The following is a 23382-nucleotide window of genomic DNA, read 5'->3' as shown; positions in this document are numbered from 1 at the left end:
TAGGCCCTCGGCGGCACCCGAGGTTGCGTGAGCACCCTCCAGGTTCTAACTGACAGTGGCTCGCACACTCCCGAGAGTAACCCGGATGGGATGTCTTGGGGAGGGGCGTCGAGCCTGGATTTCGCCCGCCCTGCTACCGGCAGGGACCGGGCGGGAAGGATCGGCGATGCCCTCACCAGGGCGAAGGCAGGTTCGTCGAGGCCTGGCGGATCGCCGCGTTCTGTCTGACCGCCGCCGCACGCCACCGGCTCGGCCTGCCCGACATCAACCCCGAAGACATCCACCGGGTGCTCGCCTCCTCCCGCCGCTTCTACCGGGCCTTCGACCGGCTGACCACCCTGCTGGATCCAGCCCGCCACGATCGGCGCGCCCGCCTGCCCCAGCATCAGGCCGACGCGCTGGCCACCGCCTGGGAGGATGACGACCCAGCACACAAGCGCAAGCGGGAACTGCTGCAAGACATCGTCACCGCGCTCGCGCTCACCCCAGTGCGCTGGGCCAAAGGCCGGGGCTACCTCCGCCACTTCCGCGGCGACGTCGGCATCGACACCACCGCCACCCCGGTCTTCGCCCGCCCGCCCCACGCCCGCCGCTCCACCGGCGAACTCATCGCCTCCACCGAGATCACCGCAGGCTGGCACCACTCGGCCGGCAACGGCCCACCCGCCTACGGCTACAGCGCCACCCTCACCGTCGCCGCCCGCACCCGCTCGACTCCTGGCTCTTTCCCGCAGCTGGCGCTCGGCCTGGTCCTCGACACCCCGCACAAACGCATCGGCGCCAACGCCATCACCACCCTCAAACCCCTGGCCGCGCTCGGCTTCCCCACCGCCTTCGCCGTCGTCGACCGCGCCTACACCGACCAGCAGAGCGCCCATTTCGCCCGACCCGCACGCGACCTCGGCTACAAACTCGCCCTCGACTACAAAGTGGACCAGCGGGGAGTGCAGGGCAGCGCCCATGGCGCGCTGCTCATCGACGGCCACCTAGCCTGCCCGCTGATACCCGGCCGACTCGCGCAGGCCACCACCGGTCTGGACGACGCCGCCATCCGCACCCCATCGGAAGAACTCACCGCGCTCATCAGCGCGCGAGAGCCGTACTTGCTGCGTCTCAAACAGAGCGTGAACGCAGACGGCGCCATCCGCTTGCAGTGCCCGGCAGCAGGCACCTCCCCGTCGGTCGCCTGCCCCCGCTTCGACCGCCTCCACCAGCGTGGGCCCAGCCGGCCCGCCGCGGTCGACCTGACCGATGCCCGGCAGCGAGCCGCCCACCCTGCGGCCAAGCCCCGCGTCTTGCCTCCGAACCCCGACCACAAGGCCGGCGAACTGCCGAAGATCTGCCACCAGCACACCATCACCCTGAACAAGGACGACCTCGGCCACATCGACAAGTTCCGCCAGGACGTGGCCTACCTGAGTCCCGTCTGGATCGGGACCTACAAGTCCGTCCGCGCCAACACCGAAGGCATCAACGGCAGGATCAAAGGACACGACCTCGACCTCGGCGATCCCAAGAACCGGCTCGCCCACGGCCGCGTCGCCCAGACCATCCTGGTCGCGCTGCTCGTCACCGTCGCCAACGACCACTTCCTCGACCAGTGGCGCCACATCCACGAGCCCCAAGACGAGCCCGTCACACGCGCCGACACTCCGCGGACTCCAGCCGGGTCCTTCGAGGGCACACCACCCGCAGGCCAGAGCAGGCCGCCACCCGCCCCATAAGCCGCAAAAGCCGCCACCCTGTCGCAGCGTCCCGCTCACCGTCGGCTTCGCCATGCCCAACGGTCGGATCTCGCCCCACCACCAGCGGCCTGACACCACCCGGGCCTTTCCAAACACCCGCTCCGCTGCTCCCAAACCGGGACGAACCCGATTCGGAAACCCCTGAAACGACAAGATCCCGCCCGATCACAATGATCGGACGGGATCCCGTCGACTTCAGTCCGGCCGTTTCAAGAACGGCCCTGGGTGGAGATGAGGGGATTCGAACCCCTGACCCCTTCGATGCGAACGAAGTGCGCTACCGGACTGCGCTACATCCCCAAGGACTCGACCAGATTAGCAAACTCCAGAGGGTCCTCGCGCCACCGTTTCAGTCCCCCACCGCGCGCCGAGGCGGTTCGGCGTACTGATCGAACAGGACGTCCCCGTTCAGCGCCGTTAGATCGATCACCTCGGCCTCCGCCTCGACGGCGGCCCGCTGCTGCTCGCGCTGCCGTCGCAGGCGCTCAGCGCGCGCCTGGCGGGCGCGTTCGCGGCGTTCTCTGTCGACCTGTACGGCGATGCGCAGGAACGCCATGTACGTCAGCATGACGACGATCGAGGGCGCGACGCCCCACCACGGCATCATCTCGACCGAGGCGGTCACCACGGAGGCCAGGACGAGCAGGGCGGTGAAGAAGAGCAGGCGGCGCCGGCGGGCGACGATGATGGCGCGGCGCCGGAACCGGAACTGGCGGACGTCGACCTTCTCGATCTCGGCGGGCGTCGCCCCGTCGTAGTCCTCGGAATCGGGGGCGAGATTGTCGAGATCGGGCAGTTGGTGCTCGCCGGTGTAATACTCTTCGAGCTCGGCCAGTTCGGCGAGGTTCGTCTTGTCCCGACGCAGCCACATGGGAATCAGGACACAGAGCCACATAACGACGATGGCCATGTAGAGGAGGACAGGACTCACGGCCACCTCCGGGCAGCACAAAGACGCGGATGTGCTCGTCGCGCCTTGAATGTGCTCACGTCACGCACCGTAAGACCGCGTGTCACTAATTGACGAGCATTCGGTGCGGTGTGTCGCGAGATCGTCAAACCTCTTCGACGGAGGACCCCCCGTGAGCCGCTGACTCACGCGCGCGACGCCACTGCACGAGCAGCCCGCCAGGTACGTCCTCGACGGTCAACGCGTAACAGATGTGGTCGCGCCAGGCTCCGTCGATGTGGAGTTGGCGACGCCGAATGCCTTCTTCCCTGAAACCGAGCTTCTCAACCACTCTACGGCTGGCTTGATTCTCGGGGCGGATGTTCGCCTCCAGCCGATGCAATCCGGTGGTGAAGAAGCAGTGGTCAACGGCCATCGCGAGCGCGGTCGGGGTGACCCCGTTGCCCGCCACGGCGCCGTCGATCCAGTATCCGACCTGGGCAGAACGGGCAGATCCCCATACGATGGCGCCCACGGTCAGCTGACCCGCGAAGCGGCCGTTGTACGTCATCACCCACGGCAGCGCCAGCCCCTGCCTGGCCTCGCGGCGCAGGGTGCCCACCATGGAGACGTACGGGCCGAGCCCGGTCCGGAACAGCGGCGTCTCGGGGTTGCTCGGCTCCCAGGGCCGCAGCCAGTCGGCGTTGCGCAGCCTGGTCTCGCGCCACACGCGTACGTCGCCCAGCCGCAGCGGCCGCAGGCCCACGGGGCCTTCGTTCAGGGTCGCCGGCCAGCCACGAAGTCGATCCACACCCCTCATCATCCCCCGATCGGGCACGATGGCGCCACGGATCAGTGACCGGAGCTGCGATTGCCCCTCAGGACGCCGATCCCCGGCGCGATCACCGGCCGCTCTCAGCGCGGGTGATCGCCGCCCCGGATCTGGTCGACCGCGTGCCGCAGGATGGGAGCGAGTACGGCGACGCCATCCCGTACACCGCCGGACGATCCGGGCAGATTCACGATCAGGGTGTCACCCGCCTGCCCGGCCAGCCCTCGCGACAATACGGACGTAGGCACCTTCTCCCGATTCGCCAGCCGAATTGCCTCCGCGATGCCAGGAATTTCCCGAGAAATCACCCTGGACGTCATCTCCGGCGTCAGATCCAGCGGCGTCAGCCCGGTGCCCCCGGTGGTGACGATGACCTCGTACCCGCCCGCCACCCCCTCCCGGAGCGCCCGCTCGACCGCCTCGCCGTCGGGCACCACCACGGGCCCTTCGACCTCGCATCCGGCCTCCTGCCGCAGCAGATCGGCCAGCAATGGCCCGGATTTATCGGCATAAATCCCGGCAGAAGCCCGGTTCGACACCGTGATCACCAGCGCGCGCATCAGCCCTGCTCCCGCGTCCACCGGCCGGTCTTGCCGCCCAGCTTCTCCTCCACCCGCACATCGGTGATCACCGCGCCCGGATCGACCGCCTTGACCATGTCGATGAGCGCCAGCGCCGCCACCGAGACGGCCGTCAGCGCCTCCATCTCCACCCCGGTCCGGTCGGCCGTCTTCACCCGGCACGTGATCGCCACGCCCCAGTCCTCGACGTCGAGCGTGACCTTCACTCCGTGCAGGGCGATCGGATGACAGAGCGGGATCAGATCGGGCGTACGTTTCGCCCCCATGATCCCCGCGATCCGCGCCACCCCCAGCGCGTCGCCCTTCGGCACCTCGCCCGAACGCAGCAGCGCGACCACCTCGGCCGACAGCAGCACCCGGCCGGTGGCGGTGGCGGTGCGGGCCGAGACGTCCTTGGCCGACACGTCCACCATGCGCGCGGCGCCGGTCTCGTCGATATGGGTCAGTTCACCCACGGGCGGCACCCTCCAGTCGGCTCACAGCCGGACCACCTCCATGGCGGACCCGCTCTCCACCTCGGTCACATCCTCCGGCACCACGATCAGCGCGTTGGCCAGGGCCAGAGCGGCGAGCTGATGGGAGCCCTGCCCGTGCACCGGCGTCACCGTGCCGTCCGGAGCCAGCACGCCGCGCAGGTAGGAGCGCCGGCCAGGCGGCGACCGCAGCGGCCCGGTGACCGTCGCGGTGACCGTCTCCGGCAGGCCGCCGGGCAGCCCGCGCATCCGGTCGAGCGCAGGACGTACGAACAGCATGAACGACACGAACGACGAGACCGGATTGCCGGGCAGCGCGAAGATCGGCACCTCGTCCTCGCCCAGCACGCCGAAGCCCTGCGGCATCCCCGGCTGCATCGCCACCTTCTCGAACCGGACGGTGCCGAGCGGCGACAGCGCCTCCTTGACCGGCTCGTACGCCCCCATCGACACCCCGCCGGTGGTGATGATCGCATCGGCCCGGACGAGATGCGTGTCCAGCCGGTCGAGCAGCACCGCGGGATCGTCGCCGACGGATCCGGCGCGGAACCCCTCGGCCCCCGCCTCGCGTACCGCCGCCGCCAGAGTGTAGCTGTTGGACTCCCAGATCTGGCCGGGCGCGAGCGTGCCGCCCGGCTCGACGAGCTCGGCGCCGGTGGAGACGACCACGACGCGGGGACGCGGCCGCGCCAGCACGCGCCGCCGCCCCACCCCGGCGATGATCCCGAGCTGCGCGGGCCCGATCACGGTGCCCGCCTTGAGCACGACCTCTCCGGCCTGTACGTCCTCCCCGGCCCGCCGGACCGCGTTGCCCACCTCGGCGCGGCGGTCGATGCGTACGGAGACCGTGCCCCCGTCCGTCCACTCGACCGGCACCACGGCGTCGGCCCCGGCCGGCATGGGAGCGCCGGTCATGATGCGTACGGTATGGCCGGGCCCCACGGCGCGCAGCTCGACGGAGCCGGCCGCCACGTCGTCGATCACCGGCAGCGTGACCGGAAGCTCCGCCAGGTCCTCGGCCCTGACCGCGTACCCGTCCATGGCCGAGTTGTCGAACGGCGGCAACGGAACCGGCGAGGTCACGTCCTCAGCCAGCGTCGTGCCGAGCGTCTGCTCCAGCTCCAGCTCCAGGGGGGCCAGCGGACGTACAGTGGCCAGGATCTCGGCCAGATGCGCGTCAACTGATTTCATCGAGGAACTCCCGCAGCCACGGCACGAAATCCGGCGCCAGGTCGTCCCGGTCCGCCGCGAACTTCACCACAGTGCGCAGATAGTCGAGTTTGTCGCCCGTGTCGTAGCGCCGCCCCCTGAACAGCACCCCGTGCACGGGCCCGCCCTCGTCGCGGCCGCGCGAGGCGAGCGTGCGCAGCGCGTCGGTGAGCTGGATCTCGCCGCCCCGCCCGGGCGGCGTCTGCTCCAGCACCTCGAAGACCGCCGGATCGATCACATAACGCCCGATGATGGCCCAGTTGGACGGCGCCTCGTCGGCCGGCGGCTTCTCGACGAGGTCCGTCACGCGTACGACGTCCTCTTCCGCGGTGGCCTCGATGGTGGCGACACCGTAGAGCGAGACCTGCTCTTTAGGCACCTCCATCAGCGCGATCACGCTCCCCCCGAACGTGTCGCGCACCTCGATCATGCGCCGCAGCAGGTGGTCGCGGTGGTCGATCAGGTCGTCGCCGAGCAGGCAGGCGAAGGGGTGCTCGCCCACGTGCTGCTTGGCGCAGAGCACCGCGTGCCCGAGCCCCTTGGGCTCGCCCTGGCGTACGTAGTGCAGAGTCGCCAGCGAGGCCGGCTCGCGGACCTGGGACAGCCGCTGCTCGTCGCCCTTGGCCTCAAGGGCTTCCTCCAGCTCGAACGCCCGGTCGAAGTGGTCCTCGATCGAGCGCTTGTTCTTGCCGGTGACCATGAGGACGTCGAGGAGACCGGCGGAGGCCGCCTCTTCGACGACATACTGGATCGCGGGCTTGTCGACGATGGGCAACATCTCCTTGGGTGTCGCCTTCGTCGCCGGAAGGAACCGGGTGCCCAGACCCGCGGCGGGCACGACGGCTTTCGTCACAGGGTCGAAGTCAGCCATGAGTAGACCCTAGTGGAGGGACCTGTGGACAAGATGAACCTGCGCCGCGAGCTGAACGCGACGCGCGGCTCACTCTCCCCCGAACAACTACGGGCAAACGCCATCAAGGTCCGCGAAACGCTGCTCGAACAGCCGTGGGTCCAGATGGCCGGTCTGGTGGCCTGCTACTGGTCAGCGGGGTCGGAGCCGGAGACGCACGGGCTCGTGTTCGCTCTCTGGAAACATGGGGCCACCGTCATCCTGCCCGTGCTCCAGAAGGACAACGACCTGGATTGGGCGGTGTACGACGGGCCCGACACCCTCGCCCCCGGCCGCCACGGGATCATGGAGCCGGTCGACACGCGCCGGGGCGTCGACGCCGTACGCACGGCCGCCCTCGTGATCGTGCCCGCGCTGGCGGTCGACCGGCGCACGGGCGTACGCCTCGGACGCGGCGGCGGCTCCTACGACCGGGCGCTGGCCAGGGTCGGTCCGAACGTCCCCACCGTGGCCCTCCTGCACGACGGCGAGCTGATCGACGACGTCCCGTCCGAGCCCCATGACCGGCAGGTTCGATACGCGATGACACCTTCAGGACTCACTAGTCTTATGTGACCGCCGGTACGAGAGGGGCCAGTGATGCTCGACGTCTGGCTCCTCCTGGGCGCCGCGATCGTCATCGCCGCGATCGCCTCCGTCCGCATCGCCCATCGCTCCGGGCTGCCCAGCCTCCTGGTGTTCCTCGGCTTCGGGCTGATCCTGGGGCCCTCGGGGTTCGGCGTCCCCTTCGAGAGCCCCCAGCTGGCGCAGCAGATCGGCATGTCGGCGCTGGCGGTGATCCTGGCCGAGGGCGGCCTGACGACGAACTGGTCCCACGTACGCCGTTCCGTCCCCCTCGCCCTCGTCCTGGCGACTGTGGGCGTGGCCGTCAGCATCGGCGTGGTGGCACTGATCGTCCAGGGCTTCCTCGGCATGGAGGCCAGGACGGCGCTGATCCTCGGCGCCGTCCTGGCCTCCACCGACGCCGCCGCCGTCTTCTCCGTGCTGCGCAGGCTGCCGCTGCCGCCCCGCCTGGCGGGGGTGCTGGAGGCGGAGTCCGGGCTCAACGACGCGCCCACGGTCATCGCCGTGGTGCTGCTCAGCGGGGCGTCCCACTCCTCGGCCACCCTGGGAACGTTCCTGCTGGAGACCGGGATCGAGCTGCTCATCGGTGCCGTGGTGGGGCTCGCCGTCGGCCCCGCGGGCGCCTACGCCCTGCGCCGCGTCGCCCTGCCCGCCTCCGGCCTCTATCCCATCGCCGTGCTGGCGCTCACCTTCGTCTCGTACGGCGGCGCGGTGCTGCTGCACGGCTCCGGCTTCCTGGCCGTCTACCTGACGGCGCTCATCCTGGGCAACTCGCGCCTGCCGCACCGGGCGGCCACCAGGGGTTTCGCGGAGGGCGCGGCCTGGCTGGCGCAGATCGGCATGTTCGTCATGCTCGGCATGCTGGCCGACGTCGGCGAGATGGCCTCGGCGATCATTCCCGGCCTGATCACCGGCACCATCCTGGTGCTCCTGGCCCGCCCGCTGTCGGTGCTGGTCAGCTCCGGTCTGTCATGGGCGCTGCGGCTGGGCTGGGTGAGCTGGCGCGACCAGGCGTTCCTGTCGTGGGCCGGGCTGCGCGGCGCGGTCCCGATCGTCCTGGCGACCATCCCGTGGGCGGGCGGCGTCCTCGGGTCCAAAGGTCTCTTCAACGAGGTCTTCGTGATCGTCATCGTGTTCACCCTGCTCCAGGGGCCGACGCTGCCGTACGCCGCGCGGCTGCTCGGGGTGGCCGCTCCCGGCGAGGCCCACGATCTCTCGGTCGAGTCCGCTCCCCTGGAGGAGCTCAACGCCGACCTGCTGCAGGTCAAGGTGCCACCGGGATCGCGCCTGCACGGGGTCGAGGTCTTCGAGCTCCGCCTGCCCTCGGGGGCCGCGGTGACGCTCGTCGTACGCGACGGCAAATCCTTCGTCCCCACCGCCACGACCAGGCTGCGCGTGGACGACCAGCTGCTGGTCGTCACCACCGCCGCCTGCCGAGACGAGGCGGAGCGCCGGCTGCGCGCCGTGAGCCGGGGCGGGAAGCTGGCAGGCTGGTACGGCGAGCGGGGGTTGGAATAGCTGTTTGACCCCATCGGTTAGCATTAGCAGTCGCCTCGCTCGAGTGCCAAAGCTTGTAAGGAGGAGCGCGTGCCGACCTATCAGTACGCCTGCAACGACTGCGGTGAGCAGCTCGAGGTCGTTCAGAAGTTCACCGACGATGCGTTGACGGTGTGCCCGAGCTGCCAGGGCAACCTGCGCAAGGTGTTCTCGGCCGTCGGCATCGTGTTCAAGGGCTCCGGCTTCTACCGGACCGACAACCGCTCGTCGTCGGGCTCGTCGTCCGCGGCCGCGTCCTCTTCCGGTTCTTCCGGCGCGAAGTCCGGCGAGAAGTCCGGCGAGAAGTCCGGCGAGAAGTCCGGCGAGAGCAAGTCGTCGTCGGAGTCGAGTTCCTCGACGCCGTCGACCGCCCCCGCACCGGCCGCCGCCTCCACGACGACCTCCAGCTGACCTTCTCAGAGCCCGGGGCCCGCCCCGGGCGCTCGGACGGTCGGCTTACCTGAGCCGTCCGCCCATCCGAGCGGTCGCTTACCTGAGCCGTCCGCCCATCCCAGCGGTCGCTTACCTGAGTGTGGCGCGGAGACCGGCTGCGGTGGACGGACAAATGCCGACATGCCGGTTGCTGTCGGCTTATGTCGGCGCGCCCGCAACACCCGAACCCCGTTATCCACAGAACGGCGTTCGGGTCGTTCTAGCGGCACCCCGCTCCCGCTACTCTCAGCGCCATGGTCACTCGCGCAGACATCGGCGTCATCGGCGGCTCGGGCTTCTACTCCCTGCTGGACGACGCCGAAGAGCTCCAGCTCGCCACCCCCTACGGCCCCCCGAGCGATGTCGTCACGATCGGGCGCATCGGCTCGCGTTCGGTGGCGTTCATCCCCAGACACGGGCGAGATCACCGTTTCCCGCCGCACCGCATCCCCTATCGCGCCAACCTCTGGGCGCTGCGCTCACTCGGCGTCCGCCAGGTGCTCGCGCCCAGCGCCGTGGGTTCGCTGAAGGCCGAATACGGCCCGGGTGCCCTGGTGGTCCCCGATCAGCTCGTCGACCGCACCTCTGGGCGCGTACAGACCTATTACGACACCGACGGCGCGGTCCACGTCTCCTTCGCCGACCCCTACTGCCCGTCCGGCCGCGCCGCCGCCGTCAAGCGCGCGCAGGAGGGCGGCTGGCAGACGGTCGACGGCGGCACGCTGGTCGTCATCGAGGGCCCGCGCTTCTCCACGCGCGCCGAGTCGCAGTGGTACGCGGCCAACGGCTGGTCCATCGTGGGCATGACCGGCTTCCCCGAGGCCATCCTGGCCCGCGAGCTGGCCCTCTGCTACACCTCGATCTCCCTCGTGACCGACCACGACGCCGGGGTCGAGGCCGGCCAGGGCGTCACCCATGACGAGGTGCTGGAGTTCTTCGCCAGAAACGTCACCCGCATGCGCACCCTGGTGTCCGAGACCGTCCAGTCCCTCCCCGAGGAGCGCACCTGCTCCTGCGGCTCGGCACTCGACGGCCTCAAGCTCCCGTTCGAGCTGCCGTGATCCGATCCTGGCCGGCCCGCTACGGCCGTCGCCGCCGCCTCGTCGCGGCGGCGTTCGCCGCCCTGTCCGTGCTGGCCGCCTTCCTGGCCACCCGCCCCGCCGCCTCCGCCCCCACGGTGCTGGTGGCCGCGCGCGACCTGGCCGCCGGCCCGCTCGACCCGGCCGACTTCCATCCGGCGGCGCTCGTCCCGCCGCCCGCCGGAGCCGTGCGCACCATCTCCCCGTCGGCGTCCCAGACCCTGACCGCCCCCATGCGCCGAGGCGAGCCCCTCACCGACGCCCGCCTCCTGTCCTCCTACCGCCTCCCACCCGGCCTGGTGGCCACCCCGGTGCGCATCTCCGACCCCGCCGCGGCCGCCCTGCTCTCCCCCGGCTCCACGATCACACTCCTGGCCTCCTACGCGGAGGGCGTACCCGCTCGCCAGATCGCCCCGGACAGCCAGGTCCTCACCATCCCCGGAGCGTCGTCCCCGTCCTTGTCCTCGTCCAACGGCAGCCTGATCGTCCTGGCCACCACGATCACCCAAGCGGCCGAACTCGCCACCGCCCAAGCCCACGCCCGCCTGTCGATCGCCATCAAACCTAACCCTGGGTAATGGCTCGACTACGATCACTTCCCATGAACGGATTCCGGAAGTTCCTCACCCAGGGCAGCGTCATCGACCTGGCCGTCGCCGTGGTCGTCGGCGCCGCCTTCAACGCGATCGTGCAGTCGTTCGTGGCCGACCTGCTCACCCCGCTGATCTCGGCGTTCGGCGGCCTGCCCGACTTCTCCACGCTCAAGGTCACCATCGGCCAGTCCAACTTCATGTACGGCAACCTCATCAACGCGGTGATCTCGTTCCTGATCGTCGCCGCGGTGCTCTACTTCCTCGTCGTCAAGCCGTACACCCACTTCAGAGACCGCTCCGCGGCCAAGATCGAGGCGAAGACCCGCGACTGCCCCGAGTGCCTGTCGGAGATCCCCAAGGCGGCGAGCCGCTGCGCCTTCTGCAGCGAGGAAGTCACTCCCGTCGCCCTGTGAACCCGTGGGCTCGCAGAACGCTCAGACCAACGAATCGATCTTGGGATCGTACTCCCAATGCCACGGCTCGAACGGGCTGCTGTAAGCCCACGACGGATGGAACCACCCATACCGCTTCGAGTTCTTCTCCATCCACACGAACTCCGCGGACCCCGACCGCTCCACACCGCCACACAGGTCCACAGCCAGCCCGAGCCCGTGGTTGCTCCGCCCCGGCACCGCCGCGAACCCGGGCCGCCGGTAGTAGACCGACTGCTGCTCGGCCAGGCTCCGGTACGCGTCCGTCACACACATGGCCTTGCCGAACCGGCGCCGGTAGGCCTCGTTCAGACTGACGAACGCGATGGTGGCGTCGGCCCTGAGACTCTGCCCCTTCTGCTGCAAGGGGCAGAGCATCGACGGGGGGATCAGCCCGTTGGGATAGTGATCGGCCGTGGCCGCCCGCAGCGGATTGCACCCCAGCGCCGCCCGCCCCACCTTGTCGATCTTGATGCCCAGCTTCACCAGCGCCGCGGTCAGCGACTTCACGATCTTGTCCGACCGCTGCCGCAAGGTGTCCACCTCGGCCGCCAGCTGCGCCTCGGCCAGCAGATTGCCGGCCCGCAGTTCCTGCGCCTCACCGGCCAGCCGCTCGGCCTCCTTGTACAGCGTGCTGGTCTGCTCGACCGCCTGCTGCCGCACGGCCACCATCTGGGTCGCGTCCGACAACGCCCGCAGCGTCTTCTCATCCGCGCCGCCCGTCAGGAACGGCACGAAGCCCCCCGCCATGAGCGGCTGCTGATAGAGCAACTCGGCCATCTGCGACACCGGCTGCCGCATCACCGCGACCCGCTGCTCCAGCTGCTGCAACGAGGAGAGCTTGCTCTTGAGCGTCCGCTCGGAGCTCGCGATCTCGGCCCGCCGCTTCTCCAGCGCCTTGGTGGCCTCTTCAAGCTCCTTGGCCGACTTCTCGGCCTCTCTCCTGAGCTCGGTCAAATTGGACGGATCCCGCCGATCGAGCTGACCCTGGGCCTGCGCCTTCGAACGCGCCTGTGCCTGAGCCGGCACCTGCCCACCGGGCACGAGAAGAGAAGCCACCGCCATGACTACCGCGATCAGACCCGCTGATCGAGGGGCTGGCACGTTCGACTCCTCCGTTTGCACTCTCGTTACCCAAGTCAGGCACGCACGTTACTACAGCCCCCGGAGTGTCCGGACCGAACTCGGAAGAGCTGCTATGAGACAAATAGCCCACTTTGCTCACCTCGCCACGCCCCGCACACACACCACCCCGACCCAGTCACCACCTCCCCCGCTCACACACACCGCGGTTCGATCAGCACACCCTTATTTGATCAGTACGCCCCACCACCCCCCGCGGTTCATCCCCCAGCCCTCAAGTCCCCCGCGCACTCCAGCTCCCCGACCCCGAACCCTCCCGAAATCCAGATCCCCAACCCTCAACCCTCCCGCGCACTCCAGCCCCAGCCTCCAGCCCTGAACCCGCAATCCAGCCTCAGCCCTCAGCCCCCTGACACTCCCGCACAATCCAGCCCCAGCCCCAGCCCCAGCCCCGGATCCTCCCCCGCGACTCATATCCCCGGCACCCAACTTTTCCCCGCCTCCGCCTCCGCCTCCGCCTCCGCCTCCATCTCCGCGTCCGCTCCCACCCCTCTCCCCATCCCCGCCCTCTCCTGCTCCCGATCCCGGCACAACTCCCACAACCAGGTGTCCACCCACTCCCCCGGACACCCATCCCGAGTCCGCACGGGAGCCGGCGTCACAGGCTCCTCAGGAACGGCCTCCTCCGGCGCCTCGGAAGCCACCACGACCTCCTCCGGCACCTCCTCCTCCACAGGAGGCGAGACCTCCACCTCACGCACGGGAGCAGGCACCACCCCCTCATACCACCGATCAGGCCGAGGCGGAGCAGCCACCAACACCGGCTCCAACGCCACCCCCCGCCCTCCGCTAGGCACAATCACCGGCGGCCCCGTCAACCCAAGCCCCCGCATCTCCCCCGCCAGCAACCCACCCGCCAGAATCGCCGGCGCGAGCAACGCCCCGAACAGAACAACGGGCCGCCGCCGGGCCTGCGTACATCGCCTCCTGGTCACGAGCAGACGGTATCCACGCCCCCCGAACCCGCCACCGACCGCTTGCCATGGCTTTACCGCAGCTCAGAGCACCCATAACCAACCCCACAAAACTGATCGGCGCCTCACGTCGCGGGCAGTGCCAGACTTTCGCTAGGCTTACGAGAGTCCGCCTCCGTAGCTCAGGGGATAGAGCACCGCTCTCCTAAAGCGGGTGCCGCAGGTTCGAATCCTGCCGGGGGCACTCATCTCGACCAGCAAATTTGGCCTCTGACCTGCGGTTTCTCAGCTGCAGGTCTTTTGCTTTCCTGACCCTCAGTAGGCCGCCGAGGGCACCCGAATGCAGCCGTAGGACAGAGTTCTGGGGACATGCGGGGGATGATCTTGGAGGCGTTTCCCGAGCTCATCGCCTATTCAAAGACCGGTCTGTCGCGCCAAGATGCTCCCATCTAGGGTGGCGGCATGCAGCATCTCGCCCTCTTTGACCTTGATAGGACGCTGATCGACCTCGATACCGCTTTCCTGCACTGGACGGAGGAGTTCGCCGAGCAGCAACGGTTGGGGCCTGAGGGCGTTGCCTGGCTCGTCGCTCTGGATCGAGAGGGGTACGCGCATCGGGAGGTCTTCTTCGGCAAAGTACGTGAGCGGTTCGCCCTGACGGAACCGGTCGACGAGCTGTGGGCCGCCTACCGCCGGCGCATGCCGCACCTCGTGCGTTGCTATCCGGGCGTGCCCGAGGCGTTGGCCGAGTTGCGCGCCGCAGGGTGGCGGGTCGGGATCGTCACGAACGGCATGGCGGACAACCAACTCGGCAAGCTCCGCCGAACCGGCCTGGCCGAGGTGGTCGATGGGTACGCCGTTTCGGGCGCCGAGGGTATCAGCAAGCCGGACAGTGCCCTCTTCCACATAGCGGCGGAGCGGTGCGGAGCCAGCCTCACCGAGGGCGGTTGGATGGTCGGCGACAACCCCATCGCAGATGTCCAAGGCGCACAGACAGCCGGCCTACGCGCGATCTGGATCGACCGAGGAACATGGCGAGGTCACGAGCACCGAGCCGACCACGTGGTCACCGACGTCATGGCGGGAATCGCCATCCTGCACGAAGCAACCATGGCGCTGCGCCCAGACGGGCCGATGAACTGATCATCGCGTAAGGGCCCACGGCGCTTTTCCTGAACAATCAGATCAATCCCGGCGATTCGGTTGCTCCGTCTCCTGTGTCGAAGTCCAATAGCTTCACATCTTGGTCTTATGCTCGATCATCGCGCCTGAGGGAGTCGCGTATGACCCGGGAGCAAGTGGAACAGGCGTTACGCAGAGCGGAGCGATTAGCCGACCAGGCCAGGACCAGCCTCGATCGGGCAGTGGCGCTCATGTCGCAGAACGTCTGGACGGGGCCGGCCGCGCAGCGCTTCGGTCACGAACTGACCGGCCAGCGTCAGGTCCTCCTCACCGCATGCACGGAAGCGGTGGACGAACTACGGGCGCTCCTGGCCCGCACGCCCATGGACAACCCCGGCTGAGCCATGGGGGAGCTTGAGGGCATGGTCCCCGAGGGAGTCCGGGCGCTGAAGGAAGCACTGCGCGTCGCCGAATCGTCGCTGGGCTCCATCGGGGACGAGTTATGGGAGCTGCTGCGTGAAGCCTGGCTGTCACCGGTCTCGGCCAACAGGATCCGGCAGGTGGCCGGGTGGGCCGGGCAGCAAGGGCCGGAGGTCAACCGGCGGTTACTGCTTCTGGAGCGGATGGAGCTCGACAAGCCGGAGCTGTTCAGTGGCGGCAAGCCGGTTCATGTCGATGAGTCGCTGTTCGCTCCAGGAGCGGTCCTCCCGCTGGCGGGAGGCTTCTGGGATCGCGTAGGCCAGCACCTCCAGGCCACGTTCGACCCGAACCTGAACTCCGGCGACCCGATGACCGAACAGGTCAAGGGCGCCGTCGAGAGTGTCGCCGGGTTGGGCGAGATGGTGGTCAAGCACTCCCCCAATCGCATGTTCTTCGATCGCATGGGATGGGAACGCGACATCAGCGACCTTGCCCAGGCCGTTATCGCGGGCGTTCAGGATCCGGTCGGGCTCGCCAAGACGGCGGTGGACTGGGACACCTGGGCGTCCAACCCCGAGCGGGCCTTCGGCCGGCTCATCCCGGACATCGTGGCGGCCGTCACGTCGGCCGGATCCAGCAGTGTGGTCTCGGGCGGCAAGAGGGTGACAGGAGCCTTGGCGAAAGCCGCCGAGAACACACGGGCCCGGCCTCCGACGAAGCCGTCAACACTCGACAGCGGGACCGCCGGCCGCGTAGACCAGGACGTGGCCCCGCTGTTCCGAGGTGACGGGCGCAGAACGGAGAAGATATTCGAGAACGGCATGACCGCGCGCAACCCCGAGATGAGCATCGAAGAGCACATGACCGGCGGGAACGGCTTGATCGCAGCCTCCGAGAGCAAGAGCGTGGCCCGAGGTTTCGCGATCAAATACAAAGGCTTCATCTATGAGATAGACGACTGGGGCAACGGCACGCCTGTGAAGTACGCAGGCCGCGTCAAGTACCTGCTGCCCGAGCAGGAGATCATCTTTACCAAGATCGATCCTGGGCAGATCAGAGGGGCTTGGAAGCTAGGCAAGTACGACGCACCGGACACATGGATCCCGAACCCGAACTACGTACCGAGGTGAGCATGTACAGGCTCGAACTGGTCAGGCTTGCAGACGAGTCGCGGCTGCCATGCGTGGTGACCTTGCGGGATATCGAAGAGGATGACATATGCGAACTCCGCCTCGATCGGCAGGACGCTCCGCCTCTGGAATTTCAATCGCCCGTGGATTTCGAGGACACCCTGATCGAGTTGCGGAAAGAGCTTGAGCGCCAAGGTCTTCTCCTGCTGTGCAACAGGTATCGCCGGAACGCGTTCGTCTCCTCGATGGCCCGCCAGATGAGCACCGGCCTGTCGTGCTATCTGGTGAGCCCGGGAAAGCCGGTGGATCCGAAGAAGCTCGCTGATTCCCTTGGCCCGGCCCCCAGGGAGGACGTGGTCCTCGCCGAAGAAGGCACGAAGTACATCAACGAATGGATCGCCGGCTTCGACGACGATGACGACTGACTTGGCTAGCCGTAAATCTGATGACACGCCTGGTTGCGTAGGCGGAACGCCGGGTGGGAAGGCGGGAACAACTCGTCGCATCTTGCGGCAACCAAGGAGGCTGAAGTCTCCCTGACGCCGCGCGTGGAGCCCTTGATTCCAGTCGACCGACCCCAGTCGGCGGGCGTCGAGGGCTCGTTACGCGATTCAGCACGGGCCCTCGTCTGGTGACGGGCCGACCTCACAGGCGGGGTTACCTGCTCATGTCGGTGCTGGGGACGTGGCACCATCCGAAGCACTGATCGACGACGAGGCTTTGCCGACTTCACCTTGCTCTTCGAGCTGTTGGGTCGTGTCCGGGGTGTCGTCGAGGGCACTGCCCGTGACGACGGCCAAGGCGTAGATACCATCGAGTGCCCAGCAACGCTCGGGACAGGGGTCGTCGTCGAAGCGGCGTTCGGCCGCGACGCGGCGTCGCCCGTTCCCCAGGGACTCGCCCAGATGCTGAAGGCGGCGCAGCTCAGAAGCGCCGCGGCAAGCACCGGCAGAGCCCGCCGCCGCCGATCGTGCAACGTTGCCCGCCGTGGCGGGGTGGGGGTCGAGTACTTCCGCCAGTCGAAGGAGCCGGGGTCCAGGCCGGGCCGGCGGCGATCCCGGAGGGGTAGACCATACGGCGGTCGTCGCCGCGAGCGGAGTTCTTCGACCGAGGGGGTGCGGTGGTTCGGGTCTTCGTGCATGATCCTCCCTACTGGCCGCCCTACCTGTCAGAGTGCCGCCATAGGGCGGCATCCAGCGGGAATGACTCGGTAAAGACAACGGCGCAGACGAACCGACCCCGCGAAGAGCGGGGTCGGCAACAGGTGAAGTCGGGCTATATGTCCAGAGCAGCGTTGATCTTGCCGTTGATCTGTTCCTGCTGGCCGTCCATGCACTTGGCGTAGACCCTCAGCAGGACGTCAACGCTGTGTCCGGCTCGCTTGGCAACCTCAGGAGCCGGGACGCCGGCGTTCAGCCAGAGGGACACCGCCGCGTGGCGGAGGTCGTACGGGCGGGCGGCCAGCGACGAGGCGACCTGAGCCGGAGTGAAGGCGAGTTTGCGGGCTTCCTGCCAGACGTACGAGTGTGCCGAACTGGAGTGGGTGCCGCCGGTTCCGGTGCTGAAGATCCGTCCGTCCTCGGCGGTGCCGAACTCGGCGACGTGCTCGCGCAGCATGGCCACCAGGATGGGCGGGATCGGGATCTCGCGCGTCTCCTTGTCCGCGCGATGCTTCAAGCGGCGCGACTCGTGGGTCTGGCCCGAGTCGGTCCAGCGCTTGGTAGCCTGCGGGCGCGCCCTCTCCAGGACGATCAGACCCCAGCCCGTCTCAGGCAGGTTGCAGTTCCTCAGCCGCAGGTCGGCTGCTTCTTCCGGACGCAGCGCGGCGTAGTAGATGCAGGCGAACAGCGCCTTGAGGCGAGGACCGCGCTTCCGCCCCACCTTTGGCACGGCGTCGAGCAGTTGCCGGGCTTGGGCCGGGTTGACCACGGTACGCGGATCGACGACCGTGACGGCCTTCGGCACCGTCCACTTGATCTCGTCCAGCGGGTTGCTGCTGAACGCCTTCTGCTCGACGGCGTGTTCCAGCAGGTGATGCAGGACGGCGCGCTTACGCCGCACCGTGTTCGCGCCGGCGGGTGCTCCGGCAAAGGTGACCGAGATGGCGGAGAGCGCCACACGAAGGACATGCGGCTCTTTCAGCTCCGTCAATGGCAGCGACGCCCTTTCGAGCCAGCCCAATGCCGCGGTCTGAGTATCGGTCGGGGTAGGGCGTCTCTTCTCTGGGATGAGCGCGTACGTCCGGAGGACTTCCCTCAGCTCGTCGTCCTTGGGCCGGCGCGGCGCGTCGGCCACCAGGGCAGGGACCAGCGTCAAGAGCGCGTAGGCGTCCGTCTCCCGCGTCCGGGCCGCCGACGTGCTCCAACGACTGAGCACGTACGACTGAGCGAACTCCAGGAACGTCGGCCCGGTGGACTTGGCAGCGAGCATCGACACCGGCAGACCGGTGGCGATGTCGAACTCCTCCCCCATCTTGGCGGCCTGACGCAGGTCGGACATGAAGGCGTTGGCGAGGCCCTTGGTCCGGAAGCTCTTGGACTTGGCCTTGCCCGCGACGCGCCAGCGGGCGATGAACGTAGGGGTCTCGCGGTCTGTACGGTGCTGGATCACGCCGAGCTTGACGTCGTAGGTGGTGTTCACGCGGCCTCCCGTCGCGAGTCGAGCCAGGCGTTGAGGTCGCTCCGCCAGACGCGGAGTTCGAGGTTGGGCAGTTGAATGCAGACCGGCGCGCGGCCGAGTTCGCGCCAGCGGTAGAAGGTGCGCCGGGAGACTCCGCCCAACTCGGCGAGCACCTGCGGAATGGTCAGCAGTTCGTCGCGCCTACTCATCGACGGTCACCGCCAGTGTCGCGAGTGGCCTACCGGTGAGTGCAGCGGCGAGAAGTTGATCTCCGAGGGAGAGCCCTTGCCCGACGTACTCCCAGTGCGCGACGACGAGAACGGTGTCCTCGTCGAAGAGCGGGAGCCGTCCCATGGTGATCTCTTCGGCGCGCATGTGTTCTTCTCGGGCGGCACGGAGTTCGCCGAGAGTGGTGGAGTAGCGGCGGCTCTTCGTGGAGAAGTGGCCGCGGAAGCCGAGCATGTGGGCCCAATGGATGAGCCGCAGGTCGGCCAGGCCCGGGTTCTCACCGAGACGCATGCAGGCGGCGATCAGCTGGCGGGCGTGGTCGCGGACGGGCAGTGCCTCTAGGTTGTCGAGGGGTTGGATGCGGCGATCCAGGGTGCCGACGCACTCCGCGGCCTTGGTGGCGTACTTGGCGATGTAGGCGGCGACGGCTTGTTCGGTGAGGTCGCCGTCCAGGGTGATGGGGCGGACGTCGAGTTGGGTGCCCCAGCGGAACGTCCGGGCCAGCGGCTTGACCTCGGCGGTGACGACTGCGGCGGCGTGCTGAACGGCTTGGGACAAGGCATCGGCCGTGGCCCAGGCGGGTGGCGGTGAGTGTGGGCCGTCGGGTCCGTCGAGGCGGATGACGGCGTGGAAGTGGACGACGCCACGGCGCTGGTATTCGGCGACCTTGGCGAAGGCGATGCTGACGTGCTCGCGCAGGGCTCTGACGGTCAGGCCGTTAAGGCGGGCGAAGCGACGGCGCAGAGCGAGCGTGAAGCGCCGCCACAACTCGGGACTGATGGCGTTGAACAGGACCGAGCCGTCGTAGTCGTAGCAGTCCGGGCACAGCGGTTCCCCGAGCTGGGGGTCGTCGGCGCTGTGCCGGTCGGTGCAGGACATGACCCGCCCGTGCGGGCAGGTCTCGGCGTCTCGGCGGGCGTGGCAGGGCAGGACCTTGCCGTTCTTCTCCTTCCGGACGTGGACCGCGCCGAAGGAGGGCGCGGTGAGGGTGACGAACAGGCACGGGTGAGCGGCGACGGTCTCAGGGACGCCCTTGCCGCCGACGAGGCCGGCGCGGACGAGTTGGTACGTGTCGGCGCGATAGACCTCGGCGCAGGCCGGGCAGCGGGAGGCGCGGCGGGTCTTGCACGGGACGCGCAGGACGCCGTTCGGTTCGGTGGTGGTGGAGTAGCGGTGGAGCAGGTGGCCAGTGGCCTGGTCGAAGTGTTCGACCTTGCCGCGCAGGTGGATCGGCTGTCGGCAGCCGCCAGTGCGCTTGATCTGGCGGGCCCAACGGTCGTAGTCAGGTTGGTTGAGCCGGTCGATCACCCCGGCTACGGCGTGGGAGTGGGCAAGGCAGGGCAAGATGGGTTCCGTCCTATCCAGTGACGCTGGTGTGGATGGCCCCCGGCCTGGCGAACGTCTTGGCGGATGTGTGGCCAGGCGGGGGGCGCTGCGGCTATGCGCCGTGGTTGTCGATGCCGGCGCCGTGGCAGTCGGCGCAGGTCTGGTCGTCGTAGATGCCAGTGCCGTTGCAGGTGCAGCAGCGGTAGTGGTGGAGTTCGGTGTCCATGATGATCAGCGGTTGTCGCGCGGGCTGATGCGGACGTAGACGCGGTACATGCGCGGGTGGGCGCGGTCCGGGTAGGCCCGGGACATCGCGGTGACGGTGAAGACCTCGCGCAGGTGGATCAGGCCGAGCGTGATCTCCGCGCGGTTTCCTTCGAGACGGATTCGCATGGTGGTCGCTCCTAGCTGGGGTCGATGCAGCCGTAGTAGCTGCGGTCGGCGTCGTGGCGGGCGCGGGCGGTGGAGAGGATCGCGACGGCGCGGTATTCGACCGGTCCGAAGAGGACGGACGTCGCGTAGTGGCCGTACGGAGAGTCCTCGAAGTCGATCTCTGAGCCGACGCGGGCAGCGATCTGGTCGATCTCGGCGCGTAGGTCGTCGTCGTTGTCGTGGTTCGGGAAGTGGTGGAGGGTGAGGCTGGACGAGGCGGGCACGTCCGGGTGGGCTTGCAGGAAGATGGCCAGGTTGAGCAGGCCGTTGATGAGGGCTCTGCGGTGGTCGTGCATGGTTCTCCTTCAGGCGGTTTCCGGTGTGGTCAGCAGGGTGCGGAGCAGTTCCGAGGCGAGTTGGTCGGACACGCCCAGGCGGGTGCGGAGGAGGTCTCCGGTGATGGGCTTGCCGTGTTTGGCGTGGTGTTCGGTGGCGACGCGGCGGGCGTAGTCGATCAGTGCCGGGGCGGGTGCGGGTCCGTCGCTCTGTCCGTCCTCATGGGCGGGGACGAGGGCGGGGCGGTCCGCTTGCGGGGCAGCTTGCGTTCTGTCGGGGACGTCCGGGGACGCCGCTCTCCAGGACGGGGACGGTTGCGGGACGTCCGGGGACGGTTCGGTACGGGTTGCGGTGGCGCGGCGTTCGAGCATGGAGACCGCGACGAGGAAGGCGCCGGCCGGGGTGGCGGCGGTGATCCAGCCCCAGGCGGTCGGGGTGGCTTGTTGCAGGTTGGCGGCCAGTGAGAGGACCACGCCGCCGGTCAGGACGAGGACGGGCCAGGAGACGAGTCCGCGCCGGTCTTTACCGATCTTCTTGTCGCGTTGGCGTTCGCGGGCGGCCATGACGCAGGTCAGGTCGATGCAGATAGCGATGGCCCAGGCCATCCAGCCGGTCTGTCCGTGCTCGGTGGCGGTGTCGCGGATGTGGGTGAAGGAGCCGGCACCCGCGATAAGCGCCAGGACCAGGACAGGGCCGGTGTCGAGCAGCCAGGCGGCGAAGCGGCGCATCTCGTTCCTCCTCTCAGGCGGTCTGCGAGTCGGGCAGTTGGTGAGGTTGCGCGGCCATGACCTCGGCCCAAGACGGGGCGCGGTCGGCGTAGGTGTGAGCGGCGTGTTCGGCGGTCTGTTCGCTGACGTAGAAAGAGCGCGCGCGGTACCACTGGCCGTCCTGGCTGGCGACGATGGCCACGCCTGGTGTCTCGGCGGCGATGGCACGGGCGGAGTCGAGCGCGGCGGGGTCGAGGTCGCCGAGGGTCATGGTGGCGGTCTCGGGGTCGTTGACGCGGTGGCAGATCCGTCCGGAGCACTGGGCCCGCAGGGCGGTGACGCCGGGGCCGAGATCGGAGCCGATGCGCTGGCCGCAGCAGAAGAGGTAGATGCCGAACGCCCTGCCAAGCTGTGCGATCCGGAGCAGCGCGGTCGAGGTCTTGGCGATCTCGTCCTTCTCCGACTTGTCGGCCATCAGGTAGAGCTCGGCCAACTCGTCCACCAGGACCACGATCGGAACCGGTCGCAGGTGCGGCGGTAGTTGCCAGATGTTGCGGGCCGAGGCCATTCGGCAGATGCCCATGCGGTCGGTCATGAGCGCCACCAGGTCATCCAGCAGCCCGCCGCACTCGGCCCGTGTGGTGGCCAGCGCGGACAGTCGCGGGGCGTAGGGAGTGAACTCGACGCCGCCCTTGAGGTCGAAGCCGACCAGGGCGACGGGTTGCGGGGCCAGGCCGACGATGAGCGCGTTGGCCAGGTTGGATTTGCCGGACTGCGTGGCTCCCGCGTTGATGTAGTGCGGCACGGTACGGAAGTCCACGACCCAGGGCCCGCCGGTTTCCAGGCGTCCCACGGTGACCTTGAGCAGTTCAGTGGAGGGCGGGAGGTCGTCGACCTTGACCAGTGGGTCACGGATGGTGGCGGCCAGCCGTACCCGACCGGGCTTGTCGGAGGAGACGCGTACGGCGTGTACGCCCCAGGAGTGCGCGAGGCGTTCGGCGACGTCGGCGTAGTCGGCTGGAATCTGTCCTTCCAGGGTGTGCAAGGTGACGCGCCAGCCGTAACGGGTCGGCAGCGGCAGCCACATGAACGGCTTGGTGTCCACCGCGATGCGCTGCCACTTGCGCCTGACGCGGACCACGCCGGTCGAGGCGACCAGACCGGGGACGGTGGTGAACCAGAAGCGCTGCCGCTTCTTGGTGAGGTTGCAGCCGAGAGCGACTTTGCGCCAGGACCCCCGGATGCTGATGGCCGTGACCGGGAAGCCGATGAAGAGCCAGAAGGAGCGGTAGTGCCAGCGGCGCCAGGCCCAGAGCCCGGCCGCGACAGCGGCCAGGACTCCGAGCATCCAGAAGAACTGGTCAGACACTGGCGGCCTCCTGCTCCTGCTGCGGGAGCAGGGCGGTGGCCCGGTAGGAGATGCCCCACCGTCCGGCCATCTCCCAGATGTAACCGAGCAGGCCGACCGCCTGGACGGCGTCGCCGGCCTTGATGGGCGGCTCTCCGGTGATGCCGATCTTGACGAGTTCGATCCGGCCGAACTCGTCTTCGACGGAGACGGTGACCTCGTAAACCGTGTTGCCGTTCTTGTCGGTCTTGATCTCGCCGGTGTCGCGGTTAAGCACGCGAGGGCGCGGGCCCTTCACGCAGGTGATGGTGAGCTTGCTGGTGTCCACAGGGATGGGGACGGTGCGCATGGTGTGGTTCCTTCGTTCGATTGGACTCTTAGAATACATAGAATACTTGGAATTCTAAGTTGTCAAGGGCTTCCACGAAGACTTGGTTGGCATG

At 68.4% G+C, this 23382-nt stretch carries 27 protein-coding genes and 2 tRNA genes; 12 read left to right on the top strand and 17 right to left on the bottom strand.

Annotation, left to right across the window (positions count from 1 at the left end; genetic code table 11):
- Window positions 1-95: 95 nt before the first annotated feature.
- Entirely contained in the window at window positions 96-1724 is a 1629-nt protein-coding gene (locus OIE67_RS53430; RefSeq protein ID WP_326634845.1) for a hypothetical protein, read from the top strand.
- Between the two features lie 247 nt (window positions 1725-1971).
- Here OIE67_RS53430 and OIE67_RS53425 read toward each other — a convergent pair.
- From OIE67_RS53425 to galU, 7 genes are all read right to left on the bottom strand, one after another.
- A tRNA-Ala gene (locus OIE67_RS53425) sits at window positions 1972-2045 on the bottom strand.
- Between the two features lie 49 nt (window positions 2046-2094).
- Window positions 2095-2676: a divisome protein SepX/GlpR gene (gene sepX / locus OIE67_RS53420; RefSeq protein ID WP_435876124.1), complete on the bottom strand. Its 582-nt coding sequence runs from the start codon at window positions 2674-2676 to the stop codon at window positions 2095-2097.
- A 124-nt stretch (window positions 2677-2800) separates the two neighbouring features.
- Window positions 2801-3454 (bottom strand): GNAT family N-acetyltransferase, encoded by a 654-nt coding sequence (locus OIE67_RS53415; protein ID WP_326645779.1) that lies wholly within the window; start codon window positions 3452-3454, stop codon window positions 2801-2803.
- A gap of 95 nt (window positions 3455-3549) precedes the next feature.
- Window positions 3550-4026, bottom strand: a complete 477-nt coding sequence (locus tag OIE67_RS53410; protein ID WP_106240986.1) for a MogA/MoaB family molybdenum cofactor biosynthesis protein — start codon at window positions 4024-4026, stop codon at window positions 3550-3552.
- Complete coding sequence (gene moaC, locus OIE67_RS53405) at window positions 4026-4502, bottom strand: cyclic pyranopterin monophosphate synthase MoaC (RefSeq protein WP_106240248.1); 477 nt, start codon at window positions 4500-4502, stop codon at window positions 4026-4028. Before moaC ends, OIE67_RS53410 begins: the two co-directional genes overlap by 1 nt.
- A 21-nt stretch (window positions 4503-4523) precedes the next feature.
- A complete protein-coding gene (glp, locus tag OIE67_RS53400) occupies window positions 4524-5711 on the bottom strand; it encodes a molybdotransferase-like divisome protein Glp (RefSeq protein WP_326634843.1) in 1188 nt (395 codons plus the stop codon).
- Complete coding sequence (galU, locus tag OIE67_RS53395; RefSeq protein ID WP_106240242.1) at window positions 5698-6600, bottom strand: UTP--glucose-1-phosphate uridylyltransferase GalU; 903 nt, start codon at window positions 6598-6600, stop codon at window positions 5698-5700. The genes glp and galU overlap by 14 nt, the downstream gene beginning before the upstream one ends.
- A 33-nt stretch (window positions 6601-6633) precedes the next feature.
- On the opposite strand from galU, the gene OIE67_RS53390 reads away from it, so the two are divergent.
- From OIE67_RS53390 to mscL, 6 genes are all read left to right on the top strand, one after another.
- Entirely contained in the window at window positions 6634-7194 is a 561-nt protein-coding gene (locus OIE67_RS53390) for a 5-formyltetrahydrofolate cyclo-ligase (protein ID WP_326645777.1), read from the top strand.
- A gap of 24 nt (window positions 7195-7218) precedes the next feature.
- Window positions 7219-8721, top strand: a complete 1503-nt coding sequence (locus OIE67_RS53385; protein ID WP_326634842.1) for a potassium/proton antiporter — start codon at window positions 7219-7221, stop codon at window positions 8719-8721.
- A 69-nt stretch (window positions 8722-8790) separates the two neighbouring features.
- A complete protein-coding gene (locus tag OIE67_RS53380) occupies window positions 8791-9150 on the top strand; it encodes an FmdB family zinc ribbon protein (RefSeq protein ID WP_326634841.1) in 360 nt (119 codons plus the stop codon).
- Between the two features lie 275 nt (window positions 9151-9425).
- Window positions 9426-10232, top strand: a complete 807-nt coding sequence (locus OIE67_RS53375; RefSeq protein ID WP_106253220.1) for an S-methyl-5'-thioadenosine phosphorylase — start codon at window positions 9426-9428, stop codon at window positions 10230-10232.
- Window positions 10229-10828 (top strand): CpaB family protein, encoded by a 600-nt coding sequence (locus OIE67_RS53370; RefSeq protein WP_326634840.1) that lies wholly within the window; start codon window positions 10229-10231, stop codon window positions 10826-10828. Before OIE67_RS53375 ends, OIE67_RS53370 begins: the two co-directional genes overlap by 4 nt.
- Before the next feature lie 23 nt (window positions 10829-10851).
- Window positions 10852-11256: a large conductance mechanosensitive channel protein MscL gene (gene mscL, locus OIE67_RS53365; protein WP_326634839.1), complete on the top strand. Its 405-nt coding sequence runs from the start codon at window positions 10852-10854 to the stop codon at window positions 11254-11256.
- 21 nt (window positions 11257-11277) lie between these two features.
- On the opposite strand, the gene OIE67_RS53360 is transcribed toward mscL, so the two are convergent.
- Window positions 11278-12399, bottom strand: a complete 1122-nt coding sequence (locus tag OIE67_RS53360) for a D-alanyl-D-alanine carboxypeptidase family protein (RefSeq protein ID WP_326634838.1) — start codon at window positions 12397-12399, stop codon at window positions 11278-11280.
- Between the two features lie 428 nt (window positions 12400-12827).
- Entirely contained in the window at window positions 12828-13118 is a 291-nt protein-coding gene (locus OIE67_RS53355) for a hypothetical protein (protein WP_326634837.1), read from the bottom strand.
- A 384-nt stretch (window positions 13119-13502) separates the two neighbouring features.
- Between OIE67_RS53355 and OIE67_RS53350 the strand changes: the two genes are divergently transcribed.
- The 5 genes from OIE67_RS53350 (at window position 13503) to OIE67_RS53330 (ending at window position 16428) form a co-directional block, all read left to right on the top strand.
- Window positions 13503-13575 (top strand) — tRNA-Arg (locus OIE67_RS53350).
- Window positions 13576-13793: 218 nt separating this feature from the next.
- Complete coding sequence (locus tag OIE67_RS53345; RefSeq protein ID WP_326634836.1) at window positions 13794-14474, top strand: HAD family hydrolase; 681 nt, start codon at window positions 13794-13796, stop codon at window positions 14472-14474.
- Between the two features lie 140 nt (window positions 14475-14614).
- On the top strand, window positions 14615-14854 hold the full coding sequence (locus OIE67_RS53340; RefSeq protein ID WP_106253229.1) for a hypothetical protein: 240 nt from the start codon (window positions 14615-14617) through the stop codon (window positions 14852-14854).
- Between the two features lie 21 nt (window positions 14855-14875).
- Window positions 14876-16003, top strand: coding sequence for a scabin-related ADP-ribosyltransferase (locus OIE67_RS53335; protein ID WP_326634835.1), 1128 nt, complete (start codon window positions 14876-14878; stop codon window positions 16001-16003).
- Between the two features lie 2 nt (window positions 16004-16005).
- Window positions 16006-16428 (top strand): hypothetical protein, encoded by a 423-nt coding sequence (locus OIE67_RS53330; protein ID WP_106253232.1) that lies wholly within the window; start codon window positions 16006-16008, stop codon window positions 16426-16428.
- An 850-nt stretch (window positions 16429-17278) separates the two neighbouring features.
- Here OIE67_RS53330 and OIE67_RS53325 read toward each other — a convergent pair.
- From OIE67_RS53325 to OIE67_RS53290, 8 genes are all read right to left on the bottom strand, one after another.
- Window positions 17279-18643, bottom strand: coding sequence for a tyrosine-type recombinase/integrase (locus OIE67_RS53325; protein WP_326634834.1), 1365 nt, complete (start codon window positions 18641-18643; stop codon window positions 17279-17281).
- Window positions 18640-18831: a helix-turn-helix transcriptional regulator gene (locus tag OIE67_RS53320; protein ID WP_106253235.1), complete on the bottom strand. Its 192-nt coding sequence runs from the start codon at window positions 18829-18831 to the stop codon at window positions 18640-18642. Before OIE67_RS53320 ends, OIE67_RS53325 begins: the two co-directional genes overlap by 4 nt.
- Window positions 18824-20194: a replication initiator gene (locus tag OIE67_RS53315; protein ID WP_326634833.1), complete on the bottom strand. Its 1371-nt coding sequence runs from the start codon at window positions 20192-20194 to the stop codon at window positions 18824-18826. Before OIE67_RS53315 ends, OIE67_RS53320 begins: the two co-directional genes overlap by 8 nt.
- 213 nt (window positions 20195-20407) lie before the next feature.
- Window positions 20408-20569 carry a hypothetical protein gene (locus OIE67_RS53310; protein ID WP_181308870.1) on the bottom strand — a complete coding sequence of 54 codons (162 nt, stop codon included), beginning with the start codon at window positions 20567-20569 and terminating at the stop codon, window positions 20408-20410.
- A gap of 11 nt (window positions 20570-20580) precedes the next feature.
- The gene (locus OIE67_RS53305; protein WP_326634832.1) at window positions 20581-20904 is read right to left on the bottom strand and encodes a hypothetical protein; all 324 of its coding nucleotides are present in this window, start codon (window positions 20902-20904) and stop codon (window positions 20581-20583) included.
- A 9-nt stretch (window positions 20905-20913) separates the two neighbouring features.
- On the bottom strand, window positions 20914-21612 hold the full coding sequence (locus OIE67_RS53300; RefSeq protein ID WP_326634831.1) for a DUF2637 domain-containing protein: 699 nt from the start codon (window positions 21610-21612) through the stop codon (window positions 20914-20916).
- A 13-nt stretch (window positions 21613-21625) separates the two neighbouring features.
- A complete protein-coding gene (locus OIE67_RS53295; protein WP_326634830.1) occupies window positions 21626-22960 on the bottom strand; it encodes an FtsK/SpoIIIE domain-containing protein in 1335 nt (444 codons plus the stop codon).
- Window positions 22953-23288: an SCO3933 family regulatory protein gene (locus tag OIE67_RS53290; protein ID WP_326634829.1), complete on the bottom strand. Its 336-nt coding sequence runs from the start codon at window positions 23286-23288 to the stop codon at window positions 22953-22955. Before OIE67_RS53290 ends, OIE67_RS53295 begins: the two co-directional genes overlap by 8 nt.
- Window positions 23289-23382: the final 94 nt, after the last annotated feature.

The organism is Nonomuraea fuscirosea (assembly GCF_035917475.1).
Classification (GTDB): Bacteria; Actinomycetota; Actinomycetes; order Streptosporangiales; family Streptosporangiaceae; genus Nonomuraea; species Nonomuraea fuscirosea.
This window is presented reverse-complemented; position numbering and strand designations above follow the sequence as displayed.